The following is a 23,115-nucleotide window of genomic DNA, read 5'->3' on the forward strand; positions in this document are numbered from 1 at the left end:
GGGCTCCTCCGGACGGAACGGGCGGGTGGGTCGGGCGAGTGGATGGAACGGGACGGTGGTCGGCACCCGACGAACGGATGCCGCCGGCTCAGGCCGTGATGCGCTCGAGGACGAGCGGCCCCGCAGGCGGAGCGTCGTCGTCGATCTCCCACGCGCCGTGCAGCGCGTCGAGAGCGCGGTCGAACCGTGCACCATCATCGGCCAGCAGGGTGAACAGCGGCTGACCGGCCGCCACCTCGTCGCCAGGCTTCACGTGCAGGTCGATGCCCGCCGCGTGGATGACCGGGTCCTGCGCACGGGCACGGCCGGCGCCGAGACGCCAGGCGGCGACGCCGAACGGCAGTGCCTCGAGACGCGAGACGACACCGGCGGTCGGCGCGGTGATCGTGTGCGTCTCGCGGGGCGTCGGGAGCGCGGCATCCGGGTCGCCGCCCTGCGCCTGGATCATGCGGCGCCAGACGTCCATCGCGCGGCCGTCGGCGAGGGCCGCCTCGACGTCGGCATCGGGCTGACCGGCGAGTGCGAGCATCTCGCGTGCGAGCGCGACGGTCAGCTCGACGACGTCGGCGGGCCCGCCTCCGGCGAGCACCTCGACCGACTCGCGGACCTCGTTCGCGTTTCCGATCGCGAGCCCGAGCGGCGCGTTCATGTCCGTGAGGAGCGCCGTCGTCGCGACGCCCGAGTCGGCACCGAGCGCGACCATCGTGCGGGCGAGCTCGCGTGCCTTGTCGACGTCCTTCATGAAGGCGCCGGAGCCGAACTTCACATCGAGCACGAGCGACTCGGTGCCCTCGGCGATCTTCTTCGACATGATGCTCGAGGCGATGAGCGGGATCGCCTCGACCGTGCCGGTGACGTCGCGGAGCGCGTACAAGCGCTTGTCGGCGGGAGCGAGGCCCGACCCGGCGGCGCAGATCACGGCGCCGACGTCGCGCAGCTGGGCGAACATCTCGTCGTTCGACAGGGCGGCACGCCACCCGGGGATGGACTCGAGCTTGTCGAGCGTGCCGCCGGTGTGACCGAGCCCACGGCCCGACAGCTGCGGCACGGCGACGCCGAACGCCGCGACGAGGGGCGCGAGCGGCAGCGTGATCTTGTCGCCGACGCCGCCCGTGGAGTGCTTGTCGACCGTGCGCTTGCCGAGCCCGGCGAAGCTCATGCGCTCGCCCGAGGCGATCATCGCGTCGGTCATGACGCGGATCTCGTCGCGCTGCATCCCGTTGAGCAGCACGGCCATCGCGAACGCCGCCATCTGCGAGTCGGCGACGTACTCGCGCGTGTACGCGTCGATCATCCACCGGAGCGCGTCCTCGGGGACCGCGCCCCCGTCGCGCTTGGTGCGGATGACGTCGACGGCGTCGAACGCCTCGACGGCGGATGCGGTGGACTCGGCGCTCATCGGGCGGCCTCCTCGAGGTCGCGGGGCCCGAACGCGTCGGGCAGCACCTCGTCGATCGTGCGGATGCCCGAGACGGTCTCGAGCAGCATTCCGGGCAGGGCGAACTCGTTCAGCAGCTGGCGGCACCGGCCGCACGGCATGATCGTCTGCCCGTCGTTGTTCACGCACACGAAGGCGACGAGCTGTCCGCCGCCCGACATGTGCAGGTCGCCGACGAGGGCGCACTCGGCGCACAGCCCCACGCCGTACGACGCGTTCTCGACGTTGCATCCCGAGACGATGCGACCGTCGCTGACGAGCGCTGCCGCGCCGACCCGGTAGCGGGAGTACGGCGCGTACGCGCGCGTCATCGCTTCCGTCGCGACCGCCCGCAGCTCGTCCCAATCGATGTCTGTCACAGCAGCGTCACCCCTTGATGTACGGCTTGCCGGCGGCGGCCGGCCCACGGATGTGCCCCGCGAACCCGGCGACCGCGAGGATCGTCACGAGGTACGGCAGCATGAGCATGAACTCGCTGGGGATCGGCGTCCGCAGCACCGTCAGCAGGTTCTGCAGGTTCGTCGCGAAGCCGAACAGCAGCGCCGCGAGGGTGGCGCGGATCGGGTCCCAGCGTCCGAAGATGACGGCGGCGAGGGCGATGAAGCCGAGGCCCGCGGTCATCTCCTTGGTGAAGGTCGGCACCGACACCAGCGTGAAGTACGCGCCACCGGCTCCGGCGATCGCTCCGGCGAGGCTGACGTTCCAGAACCGGGTCGGGTTCACCTTGATGCCGACGGTGTCCGCCGCCTGCGGGTGCTCGCCGACGGCGCGCAGGCGCAGGCCCCAGCGGGTGCGGTACAGGCCCCACGCGACGAGACCGACCGTGACGTACATCAGGTAGACGATGAACGTCTGGTTGAACAGCACGGGTCCGATGACGGGGATGTCGCTGAGCAGCGGGATCGGCAGGCGCTGGAACGTCGTCGCCCGGTTGAGCGTCGCCTCGTTCGGCGCGAGGAGCGCGCCGAAGAGGAAGCCGGTGAGTCCGGTCACGAGCACGTTGAGCACGACACCGACGATGACCTGGTCGACGAGGTACCGGATCGAGAAGACGGCGAGCACGAGGCTCACCAGGACGCCGCCGATCATGGCGGCGATGAGTCCGATGAACGGGTTGCCGGTGATGCTGCCGACGACCACGGCGCCGAAGGCGCCGAGCAGGAACTGTCCCTCGATGGCGACGTTCACGACGCCGACGCGTTCACCGATGACGCCGCCGAGGGCACCGAAGATGAGCGGCACCGACAGCGACACCGCGCCGAACAGCAGACCGATGACGGGCACGAGCCCCTCGGCCGCCGCCCACACGAGGAAGGCGAACACACCCACGAATCCGGCTACCGCGACCAGCCAGGTGCGCGGGCGACGGTACGAGAGCGCGTCCCACGCCGCGACCGCCGTGATGACGGCCATCAGCGCGAGCAGCGTCCAGCTGGTCGGCCCGGTCGGCAGCGCGATGTCGGGGATGGGGATGGTCGAGCCGCCGTCGGCGAGGCGGAACGTGCTCGTGCCGCCGCGCGGGACCAGGGCGAACAGCAGCGCCAGCAGCAGCGTCGCCACGCCCAGGGCGATCGCCGGCTTGAGGTGGCGGACCTTCACCGCGGCGGGGGCCGCGGCGGCGGAGGTCAGATCGGTCGTTGCCATCAGGCACCCGCCTTCACAGCTGCGCGGCGCGACGAGTTCTTCGTGCGGCCCGACGCGCGCTTCTCAGCTTCGGTCTTGGGAAGGAAGAAGATCGTCCGCACGAGCGGCGGCGCCGCGATGAAGAGGACGATGAGCGCCTGCACCACGAGCACGATCTCGACGGGGATGCCCTCGGAGCCCTGCATCGTGAAGCTGCCCGCCTTGAGCGCGCCGAGCAGGATGCCGGCGGCGAAGACGCCCCACGGACGCGAACGCCCGAGCAGGGCGACCGTGATCGCGTCGAATCCGATGCCCGCGTCGATCGAGCCGGTGAAGCCGGTGGTGACCTGACCCTGCACCTGGTTCATGGCGGCGAGGCCCGCGAGTCCGCCGGCGAAGAGCATCGCGTAGATGTACATGCGCTCGACGGAGATGCCCGCGGCGCGTGCGGCGTGGGGGTTCTCACCCACAGCGCGCAGACGCAGGCCGAGGCTGGAGCGCTCGATGACCCACCACACGACGACCGTGGCGATGATGACGACGATGAAGCCCCAGTCCAGCAGCGGATACTGCGGACCGAGCAGCTCGGGGAACTGCGCGGAGGCCGGGGTGCGCAGCGAGATCGACTGCGTCGTCCCGGGCTGCTGCAGGAGCGAGGGGGTGCGCACCATCCAGCTGACGAGGTAGTAGGCGATGTAGTTGAGCATGATCGTGAGGATCACCTCGTGCGCTCCGGTCCGCGCCTTCAGCAGGCCGACGAGCCCGCCCCACAGGGCGCCGCCCACGATGCCGGCGATCAGCGTCAGCGGCAGGTGGATGAACATCGGCAGGTCGAGGTTGAACGTCACGAGCGCCGCGAAGGCGGCACCGATGAGGATCTGGCCGCGCCCGCCGATGTTGAACAGACCGGCACGGAAGGCCAGCGCGACGCCGAGCCCGGCGGCGATCAGCGGGGCCGCGAAGCCGAGGGTGTTCGTGAGCGGACGGATCTGCGTCGCGAAGTCGTCGACGCGCGTGTTGAAGACGGCGCCGCGGAACAGCGCGTCGTAACCGCCCGACACCGACTGCCAGATCGCGACGAAGGTGTCTCCCGGACGCGCGAAGAAGTACCCGGATGCCGCTGCCACGCGCTCGTCGGTGACGGCCATCATGATTCCGCCGACGATGAGCGCCAGCACGATGGCGAGCAGGGTGATGACGGCGCTGCTGCGCATCACTTCGGTGATGACGCGGTTCGTCGTCGGCGGCGGAGCCACTTCGGGCTTGCCCGTCAGGGGGCCGCCGACGGGCGGCAGCTGAGAGTCCGCGGGCTCGACGGGCAGGTCGGGACCGGGACCGGGGGTGGGGGTGGTCATGCTGCTGACTCCTCGGGGACCTCGCCGGCCATCATCAGGCCGAGCACGTCGCGCGGCGTCGTCGCCGGGACGACGCCGACGATGCGACCGCGGTACATCACCGCGATGCGGTCGGCCAGGGCGACCACCTCGTCGAGCTCGGTCGAGACGACGAGGACGGCGACACCGGAGTCACGGGCCTCGATGATGCGCTTGTGGATGAATTCGATGCTGCCGACGTCGACGCCGCGCGTGGGCTGCGCCGCGACGAGAAGGCGCAGCGGACGGGCCATCTCGCGCGCGATGACGACCTTCTGCTGGTTGCCGCCCGACAGGGTGCCGACCGGGGTGTCGGGGCCCTGCGTACGGATGTCGTACTCGGTGATGCGCTCGCGGGCGAAAGCTTCGAGGGCCCGGCGGTCGATCGTGCCCGCGCGGCTGAAGGCGCGGTCGTCGGAGCGGTCGAGGATGAGGTTCTCCTGTACGGAGAAGGCTCCGACGAGCCCGTCCTCCTTGCGGTCCTCGGGCACGAATCCGACACCGCGGTCGAGGATCGCTCGCACGCTGCGGCCGCCCAGCTCGTCGCCGTCGAGGCGGATCGAGCCGTGGTCGATCGGCAGCAGCCCGAGGATCGCCTCGACGATCTCGGTCTGGCCGTTGCCCTGCACACCGGCGACGGCGACGACCTCGCCCGAGCGCACCTGCAGGTCGACGTCGTCGACGACGACGATCCCCGAGGGCGTGACGACGCGGATGCCGTCGAGGACGAGGCCGCCCTCCCCCACGTTCGGGGCGCCCTTGGCGACGACCATCTCGACGGGGCGGCCGACCATGAGCGCAGCCAGCTCGGCGTTGCTCGCGGTCGGCGAGGCCTCGCCGACGACCTTGCCCAGGCGGATGACGGTGATGCGGTCCGCGACCTCGCGGACCTCGCGCAGCTTGTGGGTGATGAAGACGATCGAGGTGCCCTCGTCGCGCAGCTGGCGCATGATCGCCATGAGCTCGTCGGTCTCCTGCGGAGTGAGAACGGCGGTGGGCTCGTCGAACACGAGCACCTTCGCCTCGCGCGAGAGGGCCTTGATGATCTCGACGCGCTGCTGCACGCCGACGGGCAGATCGCCGACGACGGCGTCGGGGTCGATCTGGAAGCCGAAACGATCGGCCACCGCGCGCACGTGCGCGCGAGCGGCGGCGAGGTCGAGGACACCGAGGCCCTTGGTGTTCTCGTGACCGAGCATGACGTTCTCGGCGACGGTGAAGACCGGCACGAGCATGAAGTGCTGGTGCACCATGCCGATACCGGCGCTCATGGCGTCACCGGGTCCGCGGAAGTCCTGGACGACGTCGTCGAGGAGGATGTGGCCCTCGTCGGCCTCATAGAGGCCGTAGAGGACGTTCATGAGGGTCGACTTGCCGGCGCCGTTCTCCCCGAGGAGAGCGTGGATCTCGCCCGGCCGGACGACGAGGTCGATGTGATCGTTGGCGACCAGGGTGCCGAAGCGCTTGGTGATGCCCCGGAGTTCGAGCTTCATGTCGGCCAATCTATGCGACGGATGATGGGTGGACAGCGGTCGGGGCCGGGGAACTCGCGTTCCCCGGCCCCGACGACTCATGAGCTCACGGAGAGTTCGGCGAGTCCACGGTGATGTCACCGGCGACGATCGCCTCCTGCAGGGCGGTCAGCTCGTCGGCGAGACCGGCCGGCAGACGCGACTCGAAGTCGTGGAAGCTCGACAGCTTGACACCCTCGTTCTTCAGCGTGCCGACGTACGGGTCGGTCGTGAAGTCACCGCTCTGGGCGGCGACCGTGGCGTCGTAGACGGCGACATCGATCGCCTTCTGGATCGACACGAGCGTCAGGTCGGCGACGGTGTCGTCGGAGACGGCGAGGTCGCTGTCGACGCCGAGCATGACGACATCCTTGTTGCCCTCGCGGATGGCCTGGGCAGCGCTCTGGTAGATCGGGCCACCCACGGGCAGGATCACGTCGACACCCTGGTCGAGGATGCCCTGGGCGACCTGCTTGGCGGTGTCGTTGGCGGTGAAGCCGCCGGTGAAGTTGCCGTCCTGAGCCGTGATGTCCCAGCCGACGACGCCGACGTTCGCGCCCTTGTCCTCGTTGTACTTCTCGACGCCCAGCTGGAAGCCGTCCATGAAGACGGTGACCGAGTTGAACTTGTCGCCACCGAACGTGCCGACCTTGTTCACGCCCGCCTCAGCGGACCACGAAGCCGCCGCGTAGCCGCCGAGGTAGGCGGCCTCCGCGGTGTTGAACACCAGCGGCTTGATGTTCGGGGCGTCGGTCTTGCCGTCGAAGTCGGTGTCGGCGTAGTCGTCGATGATCGCGTAGTTGATGTCGGGGTTCGCCGTGGCCGACGCGACGGTGGCCGGGGCGAGCTTGTAGCCGACCGCGACGATCAGGTCGCAGCCCTCCGAGACGAGCGTCTCGAGGTTGGGGCCGTAGTCGTTCTCGGTGGTGGACTCGACCTCGATCGATTCCACGCCGAGCTCCTTGGCCGCGCGGTCCATGCCTTCCTTGGCCGACTGGTTGAACGAACGGTCGTTCCAGCCGCCCTCGTCGGAGACGAGGCAGGGGGTGAAGTCCGAGCCCGCCTCGGGTGCGGCGGATCCGCCGGCCTCATCGGGTGCGGCTCCGCAACCGGCGAGGGCGACGAGAAGGCCCGCGGCAGCTGTGATGCCGACGAGCTTCTGAGGGGTCGAGAGTGTCAATGCAGCCTCCACATTGAAGGCGCCGCGGACTTCGCGGCGGCTGGAATGAAGTTACCTACTGTTTCGCCCGGGTTGCACGCCGGACGCACTCCGCCCCGCGAATGGTTACAAAGACGCAATGTGCGCGTCACAGAACGTCGCCGCGGCCCGTCAGCTTGAGGGCGTCGACGACGTGCTTGACCCGCTGGGCGTTCTCGCTCGTGGTCACCAGAAGCGCATCCGGGGTGTCGACGACGACGATGTCCTTCACTCCGATGAGGCTGATGACGCGCGAGGTGTGGCTCACGACGATCCCGCTGGCGGCGTCCGACAGGATGCGCGCGTTCTCACCGAGGATGGCGAGGTCGTTCTTGCGCCCGTTGGAGTTGAGCTTCGCGAGGCTCGCGAAGTCGCCGACGTCATCCCAGTCGAAGTGCCCGGGAACCACGGCGAGCTTGCCCTTCTCGGCAGCCGGCTCGGCGACGACGTAGTCGATCGCGATCTTCTTCAGCTTCGGCCAGATGCGGTCGACGGCGGGGCCGCGCCGGTCGCGGTCGTCCCAGGCCTCGGCGAGCTCGAGCAGCCCCGCGTGCAGCTCGGGACTGTTGGCCTCGATCTCGGCCAGCAGGACGTCGGCGCGCGAGATGAACATGCCCGCGTTCCACAGATACGACCGGTCGGAGACGTAGGCACGCGCGGTCTCGAGGTCGGGCTTCTCGACGAATCGCTCGACGAGAGAGGCGTCACGGGCGCCCTCGACGATGAGCTCGCCTCCGCGCTTGATGTAGCCGAAGCCGACCGCGGGCTCGGAGGGGGTGATCCCGATCGTGCAGATGTAGCCCTCGCGTGCGACCTCGACCGCGTCGCGGACCGCGAACTCGAACACCCGGCTGCCGCGGATGACGTGGTCGGCGGCGAACGAGCCGATGATGACGTCGGGATGCCGGCGGTGCAGGATCGCGGCTGCCAGACCGATCGCGGCCGCGGAGTCGCGCGGCTCCGATTCGAGGAAGACGTTCTTGTCGGGGATGCCGGGGAGCTGAGCCTCGACGGCCGCACGGTGCGCGCGACCGGTGACGACAGCGATCCGGTCGGGACCGGAGAGGGGCGCGAGCCGGTCCCACGTGTCGCGCAGCAGCGAGTGCCCCGACCCCGTGAGGTCGTGCAGGAACTTCGGCGCGTCGGCACGCGACAGCGGCCACAGCCTGCTGCCCACGCCTCCCGCGGGGATGACGGCGTAGAAGTCCGGGATCTCGTCGACCATGCTCCGAGCGTACCGGGGCGCAGACGCCCGCCCCGGCGCAAGAACCCCGTTTCTTTAGGGTGCCCTTCGTCGCCCCGCGTCATTTTCCCGGCCTAGAATCGATGTGCGCCCATGTGACGCCGGGGGTCAACCACCCCACCGGGGCATCGATCGCCCCCACGAACCGTGTTCGATCCAGGGAGGACGACCGTGTCTGCACCAGCACGCGTCACACCGTCGGTAGCCCAGACCACTTCAAAGACCCCGCGCGGCACGCTGTACCGCGGCAACGAGGGCATGTGGTCGTGGGTGCTTCACCGCATCACCGGCGTGGCCATCTTCTTCTTCCTCTTGGTCCACGTGCTCGACACCGCGCTGATCCGCGTGTCGCCCGAGGCCTACGACGCCGTCATCGGCACCTACAAGAACCCGATCATGGGTCTCGGCGAGGTCGCCCTCGTCGCCGCGATCGTGTACCACGCCTTCAACGGCCTGCGCATCATCGCGGTCGACCTGTGGCCGTGGGCCACGCGTCATCAGCGTCAGCTGTGGTGGGGCGTGCTGGCCGTCTGGGCCGTCACGATCATCGGCTTCGCGGCTCGTCACGTGCCCATCGTTCTCTCCGAGATTGGAGGGGGTCACTGATGACCGCCGACACCCTTGCCGCTCCCCGCAGCCCGCAGGTCCGCAAGAAGGGCGCCAACCTCGAGAAGTGGGGCTGGGTCTACATGCGCGCCTCCGGCGTGCTGCTGGTCGTCCTGATCTTCGGCCACCTCTTCGTCAACCTGATGCTCGGCGAGGGCATCAAGGGCATCGACTTCGCGTTCGTGGCGGGCAAGTTCGCCAGCCCGTTCTGGCAGTGGTGGGACGTCCTCATGCTGTGGCTCGCCCTGATCCACGGCGCGAACGGCATGCGCACGATCGTGAACGACTACGTCACCGGCGCAACGGCGCGGAAGGTCCTCGTCTGGGCCATCTGGCTCTCGGCCGGCCTGCTGATCCTGCTCGGAACCCTGGTCGTGTTCACCTTCGACCCCTGCCTCGGAGTGACGGCGGACAGCATGCTCTGGGAGACCTGCCAGGGCTGACCCTGCGCTCCGACGACGTGAATCACAGCAACGAAAGGCTCGCCCCGTGAGCACCCAGACCGAAGAGGTCGTCGTCAAGGACGGCATCCACTACCACCAGTTCGACATCGTCATCGTCGGCGCCGGCGGCGCCGGCATGCGGGCGGCGATCGAAGCCGGTCCGGGCGCCCGCACCGCGGTGATCTCGAAGCTCTACCCGACCCGCTCGCACACCGGTGCGGCGCAGGGCGGCATGGCGGCGGCGCTCGCCAACGTCGAAGAGGACTCGTGGGAGTGGCACACCTTCGACACCGTCAAGGGCGGCGACTACCTCGTCGACCAGGACGCGGCCGAGATCCTCGCGAAGGAGGCCATCGACGCGGTCATCGACCTCGAGAACATGGGCCTGCCCTTCAACCGCACGCCCGACGGCAAGATCGACCAGCGCCGATTCGGCGGCCACACCGCCGACCACGGCAAGTCGCCGGTCCGCCGCGCCTGCTACGCCGCCGACCGCACGGGCCACATGATCCTGCAGACGCTGTTCCAGAACTGCGTCAAGCTCGGCATCAACTTCTTCAACGAGTACTACGTGCTCGACCTCATCACGGTGACCGCCCCCGACGGCTCGACCCAGACCGCCGGCGTCGTCGCCTACGACCTGGCCACCGGCGACCTGCACGTCTTCCACTCGAAGGCGGTCATCTTCGCCACCGGCGGCTTCGGCAAGATCTACAAGACGACCTCCAACGCCCACACCCTCACGGGCGACGGCGTCGGCATCGTCTGGCGCAAGGGCCTGCCGCTCGAGGACATGGAGTTCTTCCAGTTCCACCCGACCGGCCTGGCCGGTCTCGGCATCCTTCTCACCGAAGGTGCCCGCGGTGAGGGCGCGATCCTGCGCAACGCTTCGGGCGAGCGATTCATGGAGCGCTACGCCCCCACTATCAAGGACCTCGCTCCCCGCGACATCGTCTCGCGGTGCATGCAGCAGGAGGTCGCCGAAGGCCGCGGCGCCGGACCGCACCGCGACTACGTGCTGCTCGACTGCACGCACCTGGGCGCCGAGGTCCTCGAGACCAAGCTCCCCGACATCACCGAGTTCGCACGCACCTACCTCGGTGTCGACCCGGTCGTGGAGCCCGTGCCCGTCATGCCCACGGCGCACTACGCGATGGGCGGCATCCCCACGAACGTCGAGGCCGAGGTCCTCGCCGACAACACCACCGTCGTGCCGGGCCTCTACGCGGCCGGCGAGTGCGCGTGCGTCTCGGTGCACGGCTCCAACCGCCTCGGCACCAACTCGCTGCTCGACATCAACGTGTTCGGCAAGCGCGCCGGCCGCAACGCCGTCGAGTACGTCAAGACCGCCGACTTCGTGCCGCTGCCCGCGGACCCCGCCAAGGACGTGCGCGAACTCATCGAGGGCGTACGCAACAACCCCGGCACCGAGCGCATCGCCGTCCTGCGCAAGACGCTCCAGGACGAGATGGACAAGGGCGCCCAGGTGTTCCGCACCGAGGAGTCGCTCCTGCACGTCATGGACGTCATCGCCGACCTGCGCGAGCGGTTCAAGAACATCCACGTCGACGACAAGGGCAAGCGGTTCAACACCGATCTGCTCGAGGCGGTCGAGCTGGGCTTCCTGCTCGACATCGCCGAGGTCGTCGTGGTCGCCGCTCGCAACCGCAAGGAGAGCCGCGGCGGACACATGCGCGACGACTTCCCGACGCGTGACGACGAGAACTACATGAAGCACACGATGGCCTATCTGTCGGGCGACCCCCACTCGTCGCACGCCGAGGATCACATCCGGCTCGACTGGAAGCCCGTCGTGTTCACCAAGAACGAGAACGGCGAACTGCGGTACCCGCCGCTGGAGAGGAAGTACTGATGACGATCGTCGAAACCGATGCCGCGGCCCCTGCCGAGGCGGCGAACGACACCGGCATCCAGTCGTTCCTGGTCACCTTCATCATCCGGCGCTTCGACCCCGAGGTCGACAGCGAGCCGAGGTGGGTCGACTACGACGTCGAGCTCTACTCGACCGACCGCGTCCTCGACGCCCTGCACAAGATCAAGTGGGATGTCGACGGGTCGCTGACCTTCCGCCGCTCGTGTGCGCACGGCATCTGCGGGTCCGACGCGATGCGCATCAACGGGCGCAACCGCCTGGCCTGCAAGACGCTGATCAAGGACCTCGACATCTCGCAGCCGATCTACGTCGAGGCGATCAAGGGTCTGCCGCTGGAGAAGGACCTCGTCGTCGACATGGAGCCGTTCTTCGCCTCCTACCGCGACGTGCAGCCCTTCCTCATCGCCAACTCGAAGCCCGAGGCCGGCAAGGAGCGCATCCAGTCGATCGCCGACCGCGAGATCTTCGACGACACCACCAAGTGCATCCTCTGCGCCGCGTGCACCTCGTCGTGCCCCGTGTTCTGGACCGACGGCCAGTACTTCGGCCCCGCCGCGATCGTCAACGCGCACCGCTTCATCTTCGACTCGCGCGACGACGCGGGCGACGTGCGCCTCGACATCCTCAACGACAAGGAGGGCGTGTGGCGCTGCCGCACGACCTTCAACTGCACCGAGGCCTGCCCGCGCGGCATCGAGGTCACCAAGGCGATCGCCGAGGTCAAGCAGGCGGTTCTGCGCGGGCGTTGAGTCGGACGGGCCCCGAGCCCGATCAGCTGGCGCTCCCGCCGCGGGTAGATTCGAAGGCGTGGATCCCGACCCCTCGGCGACAGATGCGCTGCGCGAACGATGGGACTCGTCCCGATTGCGCGAGCGCCTCGACCAGCCCATCGAGCGTGCGACGACGATCACTCGTCGCACGCTCGGCTGGTTCCCGATCCGCGTCTGGCGCCACTTCCTGCGCCACAACGGCTTCCTCCTCGCGGCGAGCATCAGCTATCAGTCGCTCTTCGCCCTCTTCGCCACGATCTACACGGCGTTCGCCGTCGTCGGCCTCTGGCTCGGCGGCTCGTCGATGGCGATCGACGCCCTGATCGACGTCGTCAACAGCTACATCCCCGGCCTGATCTCCGGCAGCGGCCCCGTCTCCCCCAGCGACGTCGCCGACATCGCGCGCAACAGCGGCAGCGTCCTGGCGGTGACGGGTGCCGTCGCGCTTGCGGTCGCGATCTGGACGGCGATCGGCTTCGTGACGTTCACCCGCCGCGCCGTGCGCGACATCTTCGGGCTCCCCTTCGACACCCGGAACTACGTGCTCCTGAAGCTGCGCGATTTCGGCGCCGCCCTGCTGTTCGGCCTCGTGCTCGTGCTCGGCGCCGCGCTCGGCCTCGTCGCCGGTGGCATCGTCCGGCAACTGTTCGACCTCTTCGAGATCCCCTACGAGTCGACGACGATCGACGTGCTGAGCCGGCTCGCGTCGGTGCTGGTCGCGATCGTCATCAACGCCGCCGCCCTCACGGCGCTCATCCGATTCCTCACCGGCACCGCGCTGCCGTGGCGGAAGATCATCCCCGGATCGATATTCGGCGGGACCGCGCTGAGCGTGCTGCAGCTGGGTGCCGGCTTCCTCGCCGTCTACTCCCCCACGAACCCGCTCCTGGCGACGTTCTCGGTGCTCATCGGGTTCCTCCTCTGGCTGCGCCTCGCCGGAATCGTCATCCTCGTCGCGGCCTCATGGGTCGCGGTGTCGGCCGCGGACGACGGCATCCCGCTCGAGGTCAAGACCGAGGAGGAGCGGCGCGCCGACGAGCGACGAGCCCTGCGCGTGGTCGCCGAGGCGCAGCTGCGAGACGCCGAGCATGCTCTCGCCGAGGCCGGGTGGTGGCAGCGCGTCCCGGCCCGCCACGATGTGAATCGGGCGCGCGAGCTGCTGCGACGCCTCGATGCGGAGGGCTCCCCCGATCGCTGAGCCGTGTCGGACGTCGCGGTTACGCTGGCAGACGTGTCACGCCGTCTTCGCATCGCTTCCGTCAACGTCAACGGCATCCGCGCCGCCGCCCGCAAGGGCATGCATGAGTGGCTCGAGACCGCCGACGTCGACATCCTGACCCTCCAGGAGGTCCGTGCCCAGGCCTCCGATCTCGCCGCGGCACTGCCGGGCTGGCACTTCGTCTCGGACGAGGCGCTCGCGAAGGGGCGCGCGGGTGTCGCGATCGCTGCCCGCGAGCCGCTCGACGTCTGGCGCATCGAGCTCGGCGACGACGACCTCGATTCGAAGGGACGCTGGGTCGAGGCCGACATCGAGGTCGCGGGAGAGCACCTCACGGTCGTCAGCGCGTACGTCTTCACCGGCGAGGCCGACACCGAGAAGCAGGTCGCGAAGTACGCCTTCCTCGATGCGATGGAGAAGCGGATGCCGCTGCTCGGCCCGCTCGCCGTCATCACGGGCGACCTGAATGTCGGGCACCGCGAGTTCGATATCCGCAACTGGCGCGGCAATCGCAAGAAGGCAGGGTTCCTGCCGCGAGAACGCGCCTACTTCGACCGGTTCACCGCACCCGCGGGCGTCGAGGTCGACACCGTCGACGGCGAACGGGGCACGGGACTCGGGTGGGTCGATGTGGGCCGCACCTTCGCGGGCGAGGTCGACGGCCCCTACACGTGGTGGTCCAACCGCGGAAAGGCGTTCGACACCGACACCGGCTGGCGCATCGACTACCACCTCGCCACGCCTCGGCTGGCCGAGCGAGTGACCGACTATCGCGTCGTGCGTGCGCCCTCGTGGGACACCCGGTGGAGCGACCACGCCCCCGTCGTGGCGGACTACGTCTTCCCGGGCTGATCGGAGGCTCGCGGCTCCGGTGCTCGGGGCGACGCCCGTAGACTTCTCTGGTGACCAAGCCCCGCCTGTACTCCGGAATGCAGCCGTCCGCCGATTCGCTCCAGATCGGCAACTACATCGGGGCTCTCATGCAGTGGCGCGACCTGCAGGAGACCTACGACGCGTTCTTCTCCGTCGTCGACCTGCACGCTCTCACCCAGCCGAATGACCCCGCCGAGCTGCGGGCGAAGACCCGGCGCACCGCGGCGCAGTACATCGCGGCGGGCATCGAACCCTCGCGCTCGACGCTTTACGTGCAGTCGCATGTCCGCGCGCACGCGGAGCTCGCCTGGGTGCTCTCGACCATCACCGGGTTCGGCGAGGCCGGCCGGATGACGCAGTTCAAGGACAAGTCGCAGCGGTACGGCGCCGACGCCACCAACGTCGGGCTCTTCACCTACCCCGTGCTCATGGCCGCCGACATCCTGCTCTACCAGACCGACATCGTGCCCGTCGGCGACGACCAGAAGCAGCACGTCGAGCTGACGCGAACGCTGGCCGAGCGGTTCAACTCGCGCTTCGGTGAGACCTTCCGCGTGCCGATGCCCGTCATCCAGCAGGACACCGCCCGCATCTACGACCTGCAGAACCCGACCTCGAAGATGTCGAAGTCGGCCGAGTCGGATGCCGGTGTGCTGTGGCTGCTGGACGACCCGAAGGTGTCGGCGAAGAAGGTCATGCGGGCCGTCACCGACTCCGAGGGCTCGGTGCGCTACGACCGGGAGAACAAGCCCGGCGTCTCGAACCTGCTCGTCATCTACGCCGCGCTGACCGGCCGCCAGATCCCCTCGATCGAGGACGAGTACGCCGGTCGCGGCTACGGCGACTTCAAGAAGGGCCTGGCCGAGGTCGTCGTCTCCGAGTTCGGACCGGTCCGCGAGCGCGCCCTCGAGCTGCTCGACGACCCCGCCGAGCTCGACCGGGTGCTCGCGTCGAACGCGGCGCGTGCCGACGAGGTCGCCGACCGCACCCTCGGTGACGTCTACGACAAGTTGGGACTGCTGCGTCGTGTCTGACAACGAATCGACCGAGCGCGACACCGAGCTTCCGGCTGCGGCCGAAGGCGGCCAGGATGCCGCGGAGGTGCGCACGCCCGCGGAGATGCCCGCTGAGTTGCCGGTCGAGCCCGCGCCCGAGCTGATCGAGGCGCTCGATGAGGCGGCGGCCGCGTCGAAGGCCTCCCCCACTGACGCCGCCGTGCAGGAGCGGCTCTGGCGCGCCGCCTTCGCGCTCGACCGCTGGCTCTTCATCGCCCGGGGCTCCGACGACGAGCCCACTCCCTTCGCCCTGCGCTCGGACGAGGGCGCCGTGATCTTCGCGTTCTCCACAGCCGACCGGGCGCATGAAGCCGCGCTCGGCTTCGGCCTGGCCGAGGAGGAGGCGTCGCGTCTGCTCGCCGTGCCGCTTCCGTCGGCAGCCGCGTGGGTGGCGTCGTACGCCGAGGCCGGCGTCGAAGCGATGGTCTTCGACGCGCCCCGCAACGGTGCGATGGCCCCGCTGTCGAACCTCGCCGCGATGGCGGTCTACATCTCGCAGAACCCGTCGGTCTGATCCCGGGAGCGCCCCCGCCGCTGCGAGGGCCCGTCCGCTGCGGGCGGCCCCGTCCGCTGCCGGCGGCCCGTCGCGACCGGCGGGGCTGCCGGAACCCCCGTCGCCGCCGGCGGGCCTACCGGCACCGTCCTGCGGGGTAGCCGTCCCCGTCCTGCGGGGTAGCCGTCCCTGTCCTGTGGAGTAGCCGTCGCTGTCCTGTGGAGTAGCCCTCGCGCCGGCGCCCTGTCTCCTCGTCCCGTCAACAGGCTCAGCGCCCCACCCAAGCCTCTACGCGCGACCGCGAGCCGGTTCAGCCTGCGGACGGCACGCGGAGCAGCATGCATCCGCACTCCGGTCGACCGGCGACCGAGACCGGTCGACCCGCCGACCGAGAACCGCTCCACGCGCCGGGCGGCCCGGAGAACAGCCCTGTCTTCGCGTCATCCCCGTTCCGTCAACAGGCTCAGCGCCCCACCCAAGCCTCTACGCGCGACCGCGAGCCGGTTCAGCCTGCGGACGGCACGCGGAGCAGCATGCATCCGCACTCCGGTCGACCGGCGACCGAGACCGGTCGACCCGCCGACCGAGAACCGCTCCACGCGCCGGGCGGGCCGGAGAACAGCCCTGTCTTCGCGTCATCCCCGTCCCGTCAACAGGCTCAGCGCCCCACCCAAGCCCCTACGCCCCACCGCGAGCCGTCTCAGCCTGCGCACGGCACGCAGAGCAGCAGGCATCCGCTGGTCGAAGCGTCAGCGCACGCGAGCCGGCCGCACACCGGATGCGAGAACGCCGCGCACGGCTTCGAGGACCCGATCGGGTCGCCACATGATGTCCGCCGCCATCGGTCGTAGCGTCAGGTAGCCGAGGGCTGCGGCCGCGAGGTCGCGCGCGCTGTCTCGTCGGCGCGCGTCGAGCCCGGAATGGTGAGCATCGCTGTCGCACTCCACGATCAGCCATCCATCGACCAGCAGATCGACTCGTCCCACTCCGGGGATGCGCACCTGAACCTCGACCGTCTTGGCGATTCCGCGCAGGAGGAGCCGCATGAGCGTCTCCGGTCCGGATTCGGCCCGCCCGTCGATCAGACGCCGGAGCGGGCGGTATCGGAGAGGCAGGGCCGCAAAGACGCTGTCGAGATCCGCAGCCTGGAGCAGCCCGAGGTGAAGCGCACTGTCGAGCGTGGCAACGGCAGCTCGGAGCGGCTGGCACTGCACCGCACGCACCAGCGCGTCGATCATGCTCGAGCATGCGAACCATCTGGGGCGCGGAGCGATGGGAGGTGTCCAATGCAGCACCGACTTCGACCCCGCGAGGGTCTCGCGCGTCGGCACACGGGAGGCCGTCCGCGGTAGCTGCACATGCGGCCCGGCCGGCTCGAGGACGAACACCCCGAGAAGGCGCAACAGGCTCACACAGGTGAGACGACCGCCGAGCGAGACCGCGGCGACGACGGATGGTGGCGCGTCCGCGACGAGGTACGACCCCCGCCGGGGCCTCACGAGTCGGCCGGCGGCGACGGCATCCGCGATGTCGCGCTTGCGGAGACCGCCTGCGCGCAGATCGGATGTCGACCAGCAACGCAACTCCATGATCTCTGCGGGAAGCCATGTTGACGAGGCGTGAGGGTCCATGCCGACACGGTGTCTTCCGTGACCCCGCGCACGGCCGGGGTAGGAGGAGATTGTGAGCAGTTCAGCTCACCCGAAGCCTGTGGGAAAGCCGCTGGTTCCGTGCCGCCAACAGGCTCAGGCGCCGCACGTCGCACGATGAGACGCCCCGTGGCGCCTGCAGCCTGTTGACGGCACGGCTCGACGCCGCCTGGCACGCACACAACGACGAGTCATCCGTCGACGCGCGAGCTGTCGGCTGACCGGAGCTCGGTCCCCCGGGACAGCTGAAACGCGTGCCGCCAACAGGCTGAGAGCGGGGCCCGGGGCCGCGAGGCACGGCGGCACCGGGCTGAGCCTGTCCGCGGCACAGCGACGAAGGCTGGGCGCGATCGAACCGCCCGGCAGACCTCAGTAGGGTCGGGGGATGGAACCGGTGACCCTGCGTACTGCGCGGCTCGAGCTCTCGATCCCCACGCTCGCGGACGTCGATGCGATCACGACCGCGGCTCAGGACCCGGAGGTGCCGCGCTGGACGACCCTGCCCTCGCCCTACCACCGCTCGCACGCCGAGGACTTCGTCGCGAAGGCCGCGGCCTGGTGGGACGAGCAGTCCGAGCTGACGTGGGGCATCCGCCGAGACGGCGCCTGGATCGGCATGATCGGTCTCCACCGCACGAGCCCCGGCGGCGCGGCGGAGATCGGGTTCTGGATGAGCGCGCCGGCGCGCGGCCACGGCTACCTGAGCGAGGCCGCACGGGCGGTCATCGACTTCGGGTTCGCCGAGCCGCTGGCGCTCGCGCGGATCGAGTGGCGAGCCATCGCCGGCAACATCGCCTCAGCGCGGACCGCGCGCGGTCTCGGCTTCCGGTACGAGGGGATGCTGCGCCAGGGTCTCTCCGACGTCCGGGGTCGCCACGACGGCTGGATCGCCGGCATCCTGCCTGCTGACGACCGCGCCCCGCAGCCGTGGCCGATCCTCGCCGACTGAACGGGGCCTGAACCAGGCCCGAACCACCCCTGAACCACACCGCGATCCGCGCGCAACCCCGTGCCCCGTGGGGGTGGTGCGTGCCAGGATGACGCCATGCCCGAGATGCCGGAAGTGCAGGGACTCGTCGACTACCTCGGCGGTCGCCTCGCCGGACGCCGCATCGTCAAGGCCCGGGTCAGCGCGATCTCGGCCCTGAAGACCTACGACCCGCCGATCGAGACCCTCGAGGGCACGACCGTGACCGCCGCAGCCCGCCACGGCAAGTTCGTCGACCTCGCCACCGACAGCGGCACGCACCTCGTGTTCCACCTCGCCAAGGCGGGATGGCTGCGCTGGTACGACGTGCTGCCGTCGACCGTCATCCGCCCCGGCAAGACCCCGATCGCGCTGCGCATCGGGTTCGACGACGACTCCGGTTTCGATCTGACCGAGGCCGGCACGAAGAAGTCGCTCGCGGTCTACGTCGTTCGCGATCCGGCCGAGGTGCCGGGCATCGCACGGCTCGGTCCCGACCCGCTGGATCCCTCGTTCGACCGCGACGCCCTCGCGAGCCTGCTGGCGGGCCGCCGCACGCAGATCAAGGGCGTGCTGCGCGATCAGTCGATCGTCGCCGGCATCGGCAATGCCTACTCCGACGAGATCCTCCACGTCGCGAAGCTGTCGCCGTACGCACTGGCGGCGAACCTCGACGACGCCGAGATCGACCGCCTCTACGCAGCCCTCAGCGCGACGCTCGCCGAAGCCGTGGCCGCGGCATCCGGCAAGCCGCCCGCCGATCTGAAGGACGCGAAGCGCCGCGGGATGCGGGTGCACGGCCGCCGCGGCGAAGCGTGCCCGATCTGCGGCGACGAGGTGCGCAGCGTCTTCTTCGCCGACAACAGCCTCGAGTACTGCCCGACGTGCCAGACCGGCGGCAAGCTGCTCGCTGACCGGCGCCTCTCCCGGCTGCTCAAGTAGCGTCCGCTCGGCAGACCGCCAGCCCCGCACATGACGATGCGAGTCGGGAATGCCGCGCGCGTCCCCGCGTTGAGTACGATCGGAGTATTGAACGTGCTCCGGGGTCGGTGAGAATCCGAACCGGCGGTGAGAGTCCGCGACCCTCGAGGCCCTCGGGCCGAGAGGTTGATCCGGTGGAATTCCGGGACCGACGGTGATGCGACGCAAGTCGCTAGTCCGGATGAGAGGAAGCACGGCAGCGTTCGCGCTGCGCGCGCCCACCCGCGTCCCCGGAGACTGACCGAAGGACGAAGGATGCCGGGCACCACCGACCGCGAGATCGCCGCGATGCGTCGCGCTTTCGAGCTCGCCGGCAACGGTCCGCGCGGGCTGAACCCCCAGGTCGGCGCCGTGCTCCTGGCGCCCGACGGCTCGGTGCTCGCGGAGGGCTGGCATCGCGGCGCGGGCACTCCGCACGCCGAGGTCGACGCCCTCTCTCAGCTGCCCGCCGGGGCCGCCCGCGGCGCCACCGCCGTCGTGAGCCTCGAGCCCTGCAACCACACCGGCCGCACCGGCCCGTGCGCGCTCGCGCTCATCGAGGCCGGCGTCGCGCGCGTGGTCTACTCGGCGCCCGACCCGGGCGACGCCTCGGCCGGCGGGGCGCAGCGCCTGCGTGATGCCGGGGTCGACGTCGTCGGCGGAGTGCTCGCCGACGAGGGCCGAGCCCTCATCCAGGACTGGCTGACCGTGCAGCGCCTCGGTCGTCCGCACGTCACCGTGAAGTGGGCGCAGTCGCTCGACGGTCGCGCCGCGGCCCCCGACGGCACGAGCCAGTGGATCACCGGCCCCGCCGCCCGAGCAGACGTCCACCGCCGGCGCAGCGAGGCCGATGCCATCGTCGTGGGCACCGGCACGCTCTTCTCGGACGATCCCGCTCTGACTGCCCGGCGCCCGGACGGCACCCTGTACGACCGGCAGCCGATGCCCGTCATCCTCGGCCAGCGTGCCGTGCCCGACGACGCGCTCGTTCGCCGTCATCCGCGACCGTTCCTGCACCGCGACGGCGAGAACCTGGGCGGCGAGAGCCCAAACGAGCCCTCACTGATGGCGGAGCTGCGAGAACTCGGCGTGCAGCGTGTGTTCGTCGAGGGCGGCCCGACCATCGCGAGCGCCTTCGTGCGCGCCGGACTCGCCGACGAGATCCTGGCCTACATCGCCCCGACGCTCATCGGCTCCGGATCCGCCGGCGACGACCGCCCGGCGCTGCGTTCGCTCGGCATCGAGACGATCGCCGACCAGCGACGTCTGCGCGTGAGCTCGATCGAGACCCTCGGCGACGACCTGCTGATCGTCGCCTCCCCCGTGCCCCCGACATCCCCCTCCGAAGGAGACGCCTGATGTTCACCGGAATCATCGAAGAGATCGGCGAGGTCGTCGCCGTCGAGCCGTCGGGCGACGGCGTGCGGATCACCGTGCGTGCGCCGAAGGCGGTGTCGGATGCCGGCCACGGCGACTCCATCGCCGTCAGCGGCGTCTGCCTCACGGTGGTCGACCAGGGCGACGACTGGTTCACGGCGGACGTGATGCGCCAGACCCTCGACGTGTCGAGCCTCGCCGGGATCGAGCCGGGCCGGGCCGTGAACCTCGAACGCGCGCTCGCGGCGCACACCCGCCTGGGCGGGCACATCGTGCAGGGACATGTCGACGGCCTCGGCCGCGTGCTCGAGGTGCGTCCCGGCGAGCAGTGGCGCGTCCTGCGCATCTCGGTGCCCGCCGACCTCGCCCCGCTCGTCGTCGACAAGGGCTCGATCACGGTCGATGGCGTCTCGCTGACCGTCAGCGACGTGAGCGCCGCGATCGCGCCGGAGGCCTGGCTCGAGGTCTCCCTCATCCCCGAGACGCTCGCCGCGACGACCCTCGGCGACCGGATCGCCGGCGACGCGGTCAACCTCGAGACCGACATCCTCGCCCGACACGTCCAGCGGCTGCTGGCATTCACCACCCTTTCGAACGAAGGAGGCTCCCGATGAGCCTTTCTCCCCTCTCCGAGGCGCTCGACGCGCTGCGGGCCGGAAAGCCGATCATCGTCGCCGACGATGAGAACCGCGAGAACGAAGGCGACGTCATCCTGTCGGCCGCCCTCGCCACGCCCGAGTGGATCGCGTGGACGGTGCGCCACTCGAGCGGCTTCATCTGCGCTCCGATGCCCGCCGAGTGGGCCGACCGTCTCGACCTCCCCCCGATGGTCGAGACGAACGAGGACGCGCGCGGCACCGCCTACACCGTGTCGGTCGACGCGGCCGAGGGCGTGACCACCGGCATCAGCGCCGCCGACCGGGCCCGCACCCTCACGGTGCTGGCCGATCCCGCGTCGACGCCGGCCAGCGTCATCCGCCCCGGCCACATCCTCCCCCTGCGCGCCGTCGAGGGCGGCGTGCGCGAGCGCAGCGGCCACACCGAAGCCGCGGTCGAGCTCATGCAGCTCGCCGGTCTCGAGCCCGTCGGCGCGATCGCCGAGATCGTGGCCGACGACGGCTCGATGATGCGGATGCCGGGTCTGCTCGAGCTCGGCGAGCGCGACGGCATCCCGGTCATCACGATCGAGCAGCTCATCGCACACCTCGACGAGACCGACCCGCGCCCGGCCGGCGGTGCAGCATCGAACCGGCGCCGCGTGAGCCTGCGGGCCGAGGCGCAGGTGCCGACGTCGCACGGTGCGTTCCGGTTCCTCGCATACAAGGACCGCGTGACGGGCACCGACCACATCGCCGTCGTCTCGGGCGACCTGACCGAGGCGGCCCCGCTCGTGCGCGTTCACTCGGAGTGCCTCACGGGCGAGGCGTTCGGCTCGCTCAAGTGCGAGTGCGGACCGCAGCTGGATGCCGCTCTCGACGCGATCGACCGCGACGGCGGGATCGTCATCTACATGCGCGGGCACGAGGGTCGCGGCATCGGCCTCATCAACAAGCTCCGGGCCTACCAGCTGCAGGAGCGCGGGCTGGACACCCTCGACGCGAACCTCGCGCTCGGACTCCCCGCCGACGCCCGCGACTATGCGGCGGCGGCCGGCATCCTCGCGGACCTCGGCGTGGGCAGCATCCGACTGCTGACGAACAACTCCGACAAGGTGTCGCAGCTGCGCGCGCTCGGCCTCGACATCGCCGAGCAGGTTCCTCTGCTCGTCGGCGTGGGCGCCAACAACCACCAGTACCTCGCCACCAAGCGCGACCGCATGGGCCACATCATCGACGACGCCGAGCTGAGCGCGGCGCTCGCCCGCGGCACCGTCGCAGCCACCGCGGACGAGACCACCGACCCCCGACAGAACTCGGAGAACATCGCATGAGCGGACACGGCGCTCCCGAACGCCAGCAGATCGACGCGAGCGACCTGAAGGTCGTCGTCGTCGCCGGCCAGTGGCACGACGTCATCACCGACGGCCTCATCGCCGGTGCCGAGCGCGTGCTCGAGGAGTCGGGGGCAGCCTGGCGCCTCGTGCGCGTGCCGGGATCGTTCGAGCTTCCGGTGGTGGCGAAGGCCGCGCTCGATTCCGGAGCGGATGCCGTCGTCGCCCTCGGCGTCATCATCCGCGGCGGAACGCCCCACTTCGACTTCGTGTCGTCGGCGGCCACCGACGGGCTGACGCGCGTCGCGATCGACACGGGCAAGCCGGTCGGTTTCGGCGTGCTCACCCTCGACGACGAGCAGCAGGGCATCGACCGGGCGGGTCTGCCCGGCTCGAAGGAGGACAAGGGTGCCGAGGCCGCGGATGCCGCACTGCGCACGGCGCTGACGCTGCGTACGCTTCGCGGCTGACACCGTGTCGGAACCCCATACCT

At 70.1% G+C, this 23,115-nt stretch carries 22 protein-coding genes and 1 riboswitch; of the genes, 14 read left to right on the forward strand and 8 right to left on the reverse strand.

Annotated elements, in window-relative coordinates:
• Positions 1–88: 88 nt before the first annotated feature.
• From CI089_RS02980 to CI089_RS03010, 7 genes are all read right to left on the reverse strand, one after another.
• On the reverse strand, positions 89–1,399 hold the full coding sequence (locus CI089_RS02980) for a thymidine phosphorylase (RefSeq protein WP_094260194.1): 1,311 nt from the start codon (positions 1,397–1,399) through the stop codon (positions 89–91).
• Positions 1,396–1,797 carry a cytidine deaminase gene (locus CI089_RS02985; protein WP_023955526.1) on the reverse strand — a complete coding sequence of 134 codons (402 nt, stop codon included), beginning with the start codon at positions 1,795–1,797 and terminating at the stop codon, positions 1,396–1,398. The genes CI089_RS02980 and CI089_RS02985 overlap by 4 nt, the downstream gene beginning before the upstream one ends.
• Positions 1,798–1,804: 7 nt before the next feature.
• A complete protein-coding gene (locus CI089_RS02990) occupies positions 1,805–3,082 on the reverse strand; it encodes an ABC transporter permease (RefSeq protein ID WP_094260195.1) in 1,278 nt (425 codons plus the stop codon).
• A complete protein-coding gene (locus CI089_RS02995) occupies positions 3,082–4,416 on the reverse strand; it encodes an ABC transporter permease (RefSeq protein WP_094260196.1) in 1,335 nt (444 codons plus the stop codon). The genes CI089_RS02990 and CI089_RS02995 overlap by 1 nt, the downstream gene beginning before the upstream one ends.
• The gene (locus CI089_RS03000) at positions 4,413–5,927 is read right to left on the reverse strand and encodes an ABC transporter ATP-binding protein (protein WP_094260197.1); all 1,515 of its coding nucleotides are present in this window, start codon (positions 5,925–5,927) and stop codon (positions 4,413–4,415) included. The genes CI089_RS02995 and CI089_RS03000 overlap by 4 nt, the downstream gene beginning before the upstream one ends.
• 85 nt (positions 5,928–6,012) lie before the next feature.
• Positions 6,013–7,125: a BMP family lipoprotein gene (locus CI089_RS03005; protein ID WP_094260198.1), complete on the reverse strand. Its 1,113-nt coding sequence runs from the start codon at positions 7,123–7,125 to the stop codon at positions 6,013–6,015.
• A 127-nt stretch (positions 7,126–7,252) separates the two neighbouring features.
• A complete protein-coding gene (locus CI089_RS03010; protein WP_094260199.1) occupies positions 7,253–8,368 on the reverse strand; it encodes a mannose-1-phosphate guanylyltransferase in 1,116 nt (371 codons plus the stop codon).
• Positions 8,369–8,557: 189 nt separating this feature from the next.
• Here CI089_RS03010 and sdhC point away from each other — a divergent pair, with 189 nt between their 5' ends.
• Genes sdhC through CI089_RS03050 form a run of 8 tightly spaced genes read left to right on the forward strand, consistent with a single transcriptional unit; the run spans position 8,558 to position 15,760 of the window.
• On the forward strand, positions 8,558–8,992 hold the full coding sequence (sdhC, locus tag CI089_RS03015) for a succinate dehydrogenase, cytochrome b556 subunit (protein ID WP_023955538.1): 435 nt from the start codon (positions 8,558–8,560) through the stop codon (positions 8,990–8,992).
• Complete coding sequence (locus tag CI089_RS03020) at positions 8,992–9,435, forward strand: succinate dehydrogenase hydrophobic membrane anchor subunit (protein ID WP_023955540.1); 444 nt, start codon at positions 8,992–8,994, stop codon at positions 9,433–9,435. The genes sdhC and CI089_RS03020 overlap by 1 nt, the downstream gene beginning before the upstream one ends.
• 46 nt (positions 9,436–9,481) lie before the next feature.
• The gene (gene sdhA, locus CI089_RS03025; RefSeq protein WP_094260200.1) at positions 9,482–11,308 is read left to right on the forward strand and encodes a succinate dehydrogenase flavoprotein subunit; all 1,827 of its coding nucleotides are present in this window, start codon (positions 9,482–9,484) and stop codon (positions 11,306–11,308) included.
• Complete coding sequence (locus tag CI089_RS03030) at positions 11,308–12,078, forward strand: succinate dehydrogenase iron-sulfur subunit (RefSeq protein ID WP_094260201.1); 771 nt, start codon at positions 11,308–11,310, stop codon at positions 12,076–12,078. Before sdhA ends, CI089_RS03030 begins: the two co-directional genes overlap by 1 nt.
• 58 nt (positions 12,079–12,136) lie before the next feature.
• Positions 12,137–13,297: a YihY/virulence factor BrkB family protein gene (locus CI089_RS03035; protein WP_094260202.1), complete on the forward strand. Its 1,161-nt coding sequence runs from the start codon at positions 12,137–12,139 to the stop codon at positions 13,295–13,297.
• Between the two features lie 33 nt (positions 13,298–13,330).
• Positions 13,331–14,170, forward strand: coding sequence for an exodeoxyribonuclease III (locus CI089_RS03040; protein ID WP_094261214.1), 840 nt, complete (start codon positions 13,331–13,333; stop codon positions 14,168–14,170).
• A gap of 50 nt (positions 14,171–14,220) precedes the next feature.
• Positions 14,221–15,225 (forward strand): tryptophan--tRNA ligase, encoded by a 1,005-nt coding sequence (trpS, locus tag CI089_RS03045; protein WP_094260203.1) that lies wholly within the window; start codon positions 14,221–14,223, stop codon positions 15,223–15,225.
• Entirely contained in the window at positions 15,218–15,760 is a 543-nt protein-coding gene (locus CI089_RS03050) for a hypothetical protein (protein WP_256977427.1), read from the forward strand. The genes trpS and CI089_RS03050 overlap by 8 nt, the downstream gene beginning before the upstream one ends.
• Before the next feature lie 728 nt (positions 15,761–16,488).
• Here the strand turns inward: CI089_RS03050 and CI089_RS03055 are convergent.
• Complete coding sequence (locus tag CI089_RS03055) at positions 16,489–17,370, reverse strand: endonuclease domain-containing protein (protein WP_256977428.1); 882 nt, start codon at positions 17,368–17,370, stop codon at positions 16,489–16,491.
• Positions 17,371–17,773: 403 nt separating this feature from the next.
• Here CI089_RS03055 and CI089_RS03060 point away from each other — a divergent pair, with 403 nt between their 5' ends.
• The 6 genes from CI089_RS03060 to ribH all read left to right on the forward strand — a co-directional run bounded on the left by CI089_RS03060 (position 17,774) and on the right by ribH (position 23,092).
• Positions 17,774–18,337 (forward strand): GNAT family N-acetyltransferase, encoded by a 564-nt coding sequence (locus CI089_RS03060; protein WP_094260205.1) that lies wholly within the window; start codon positions 17,774–17,776, stop codon positions 18,335–18,337.
• 96 nt (positions 18,338–18,433) lie between these two features.
• Positions 18,434–19,297 (forward strand): Fpg/Nei family DNA glycosylase, encoded by an 864-nt coding sequence (locus CI089_RS03065; protein ID WP_094260206.1) that lies wholly within the window; start codon positions 18,434–18,436, stop codon positions 19,295–19,297.
• Positions 19,298–19,387: 90 nt separating this feature from the next.
• A riboswitch (FMN riboswitch) is annotated at positions 19,388–19,534 on the forward strand.
• Positions 19,535–19,591: 57 nt separating this feature from the next.
• Positions 19,592–20,674 carry a bifunctional diaminohydroxyphosphoribosylaminopyrimidine deaminase/5-amino-6-(5-phosphoribosylamino)uracil reductase RibD gene (gene ribD, locus CI089_RS03070; RefSeq protein ID WP_094260207.1) on the forward strand — a complete coding sequence of 361 codons (1,083 nt, stop codon included), beginning with the start codon at positions 19,592–19,594 and terminating at the stop codon, positions 20,672–20,674.
• On the forward strand, positions 20,674–21,306 hold the full coding sequence (locus tag CI089_RS03075) for a riboflavin synthase (RefSeq protein ID WP_094260208.1): 633 nt from the start codon (positions 20,674–20,676) through the stop codon (positions 21,304–21,306). Before ribD ends, CI089_RS03075 begins: the two co-directional genes overlap by 1 nt.
• Complete coding sequence (gene ribA, locus CI089_RS03080; RefSeq protein ID WP_094260209.1) at positions 21,303–22,622, forward strand: GTP cyclohydrolase II; 1,320 nt, start codon at positions 21,303–21,305, stop codon at positions 22,620–22,622. The genes CI089_RS03075 and ribA overlap by 4 nt, the downstream gene beginning before the upstream one ends.
• Complete coding sequence (ribH, locus tag CI089_RS03085; protein ID WP_023955566.1) at positions 22,619–23,092, forward strand: 6,7-dimethyl-8-ribityllumazine synthase; 474 nt, start codon at positions 22,619–22,621, stop codon at positions 23,090–23,092. Before ribA ends, ribH begins: the two co-directional genes overlap by 4 nt.
• Positions 23,093–23,115: the final 23 nt, after the last annotated feature.

This window comes from Microbacterium sp. Yaish 1 (genome assembly GCF_002245215.1).
In the GTDB taxonomy this organism is placed as follows: domain Bacteria; phylum Actinomycetota; class Actinomycetes; order Actinomycetales; family Microbacteriaceae; genus Microbacterium.

Bases quoted from the DNA above. Each gene is read 5' to 3' on its own strand.
- CI089_RS02980 (WP_094260194.1), bottom strand. From the start codon at position 1,399: ATGAGCGCCGAGTCCACCGCATCCGCCGTCGAGGCGTTCGACGCCGTC.
- CI089_RS02990 (WP_094260195.1), bottom strand. From the start codon at position 3,082: ATGGCAACGACCGATCTGACCTCCGCCGCCGCGGCCCCCGCCGCGGTG.
- CI089_RS02995 (WP_094260196.1), bottom strand. From the start codon at position 4,416: ATGACCACCCCCACCCCCGGTCCCGGTCCCGACCTGCCCGTCGAGCCC.
- CI089_RS03000 (WP_094260197.1), bottom strand. From the start codon at position 5,927: ATGAAGCTCGAACTCCGGGGCATCACCAAGCGCTTCGGCACCCTGGTC.
- CI089_RS03010 (WP_094260199.1), bottom strand. From the start codon at position 8,368: ATGGTCGACGAGATCCCGGACTTCTACGCCGTCATCCCCGCGGGAGGC.
- CI089_RS03020 (WP_023955540.1), top strand. From the start codon at position 8,992: ATGACCGCCGACACCCTTGCCGCTCCCCGCAGCCCGCAGGTCCGCAAG.
- CI089_RS03030 (WP_094260201.1), top strand. From the start codon at position 11,308: ATGACGATCGTCGAAACCGATGCCGCGGCCCCTGCCGAGGCGGCGAAC.
- CI089_RS03055 (WP_256977428.1), bottom strand. From the start codon at position 17,370: ATGGACCCTCACGCCTCGTCAACATGGCTTCCCGCAGAGATCATGGAG.
- CI089_RS03060 (WP_094260205.1), top strand. From the start codon at position 17,774: ATGGAACCGGTGACCCTGCGTACTGCGCGGCTCGAGCTCTCGATCCCC.
- CI089_RS03065 (WP_094260206.1), top strand. From the start codon at position 18,434: ATGCCCGAGATGCCGGAAGTGCAGGGACTCGTCGACTACCTCGGCGGT.
- ribD (WP_094260207.1), top strand. From the start codon at position 19,592: ATGCCGGGCACCACCGACCGCGAGATCGCCGCGATGCGTCGCGCTTTC.
- CI089_RS03075 (WP_094260208.1), top strand. From the start codon at position 20,674: ATGTTCACCGGAATCATCGAAGAGATCGGCGAGGTCGTCGCCGTCGAG.
- ribA (WP_094260209.1), top strand. From the start codon at position 21,303: ATGAGCCTTTCTCCCCTCTCCGAGGCGCTCGACGCGCTGCGGGCCGGA.
- ribH (WP_023955566.1), top strand. From the start codon at position 22,619: ATGAGCGGACACGGCGCTCCCGAACGCCAGCAGATCGACGCGAGCGAC.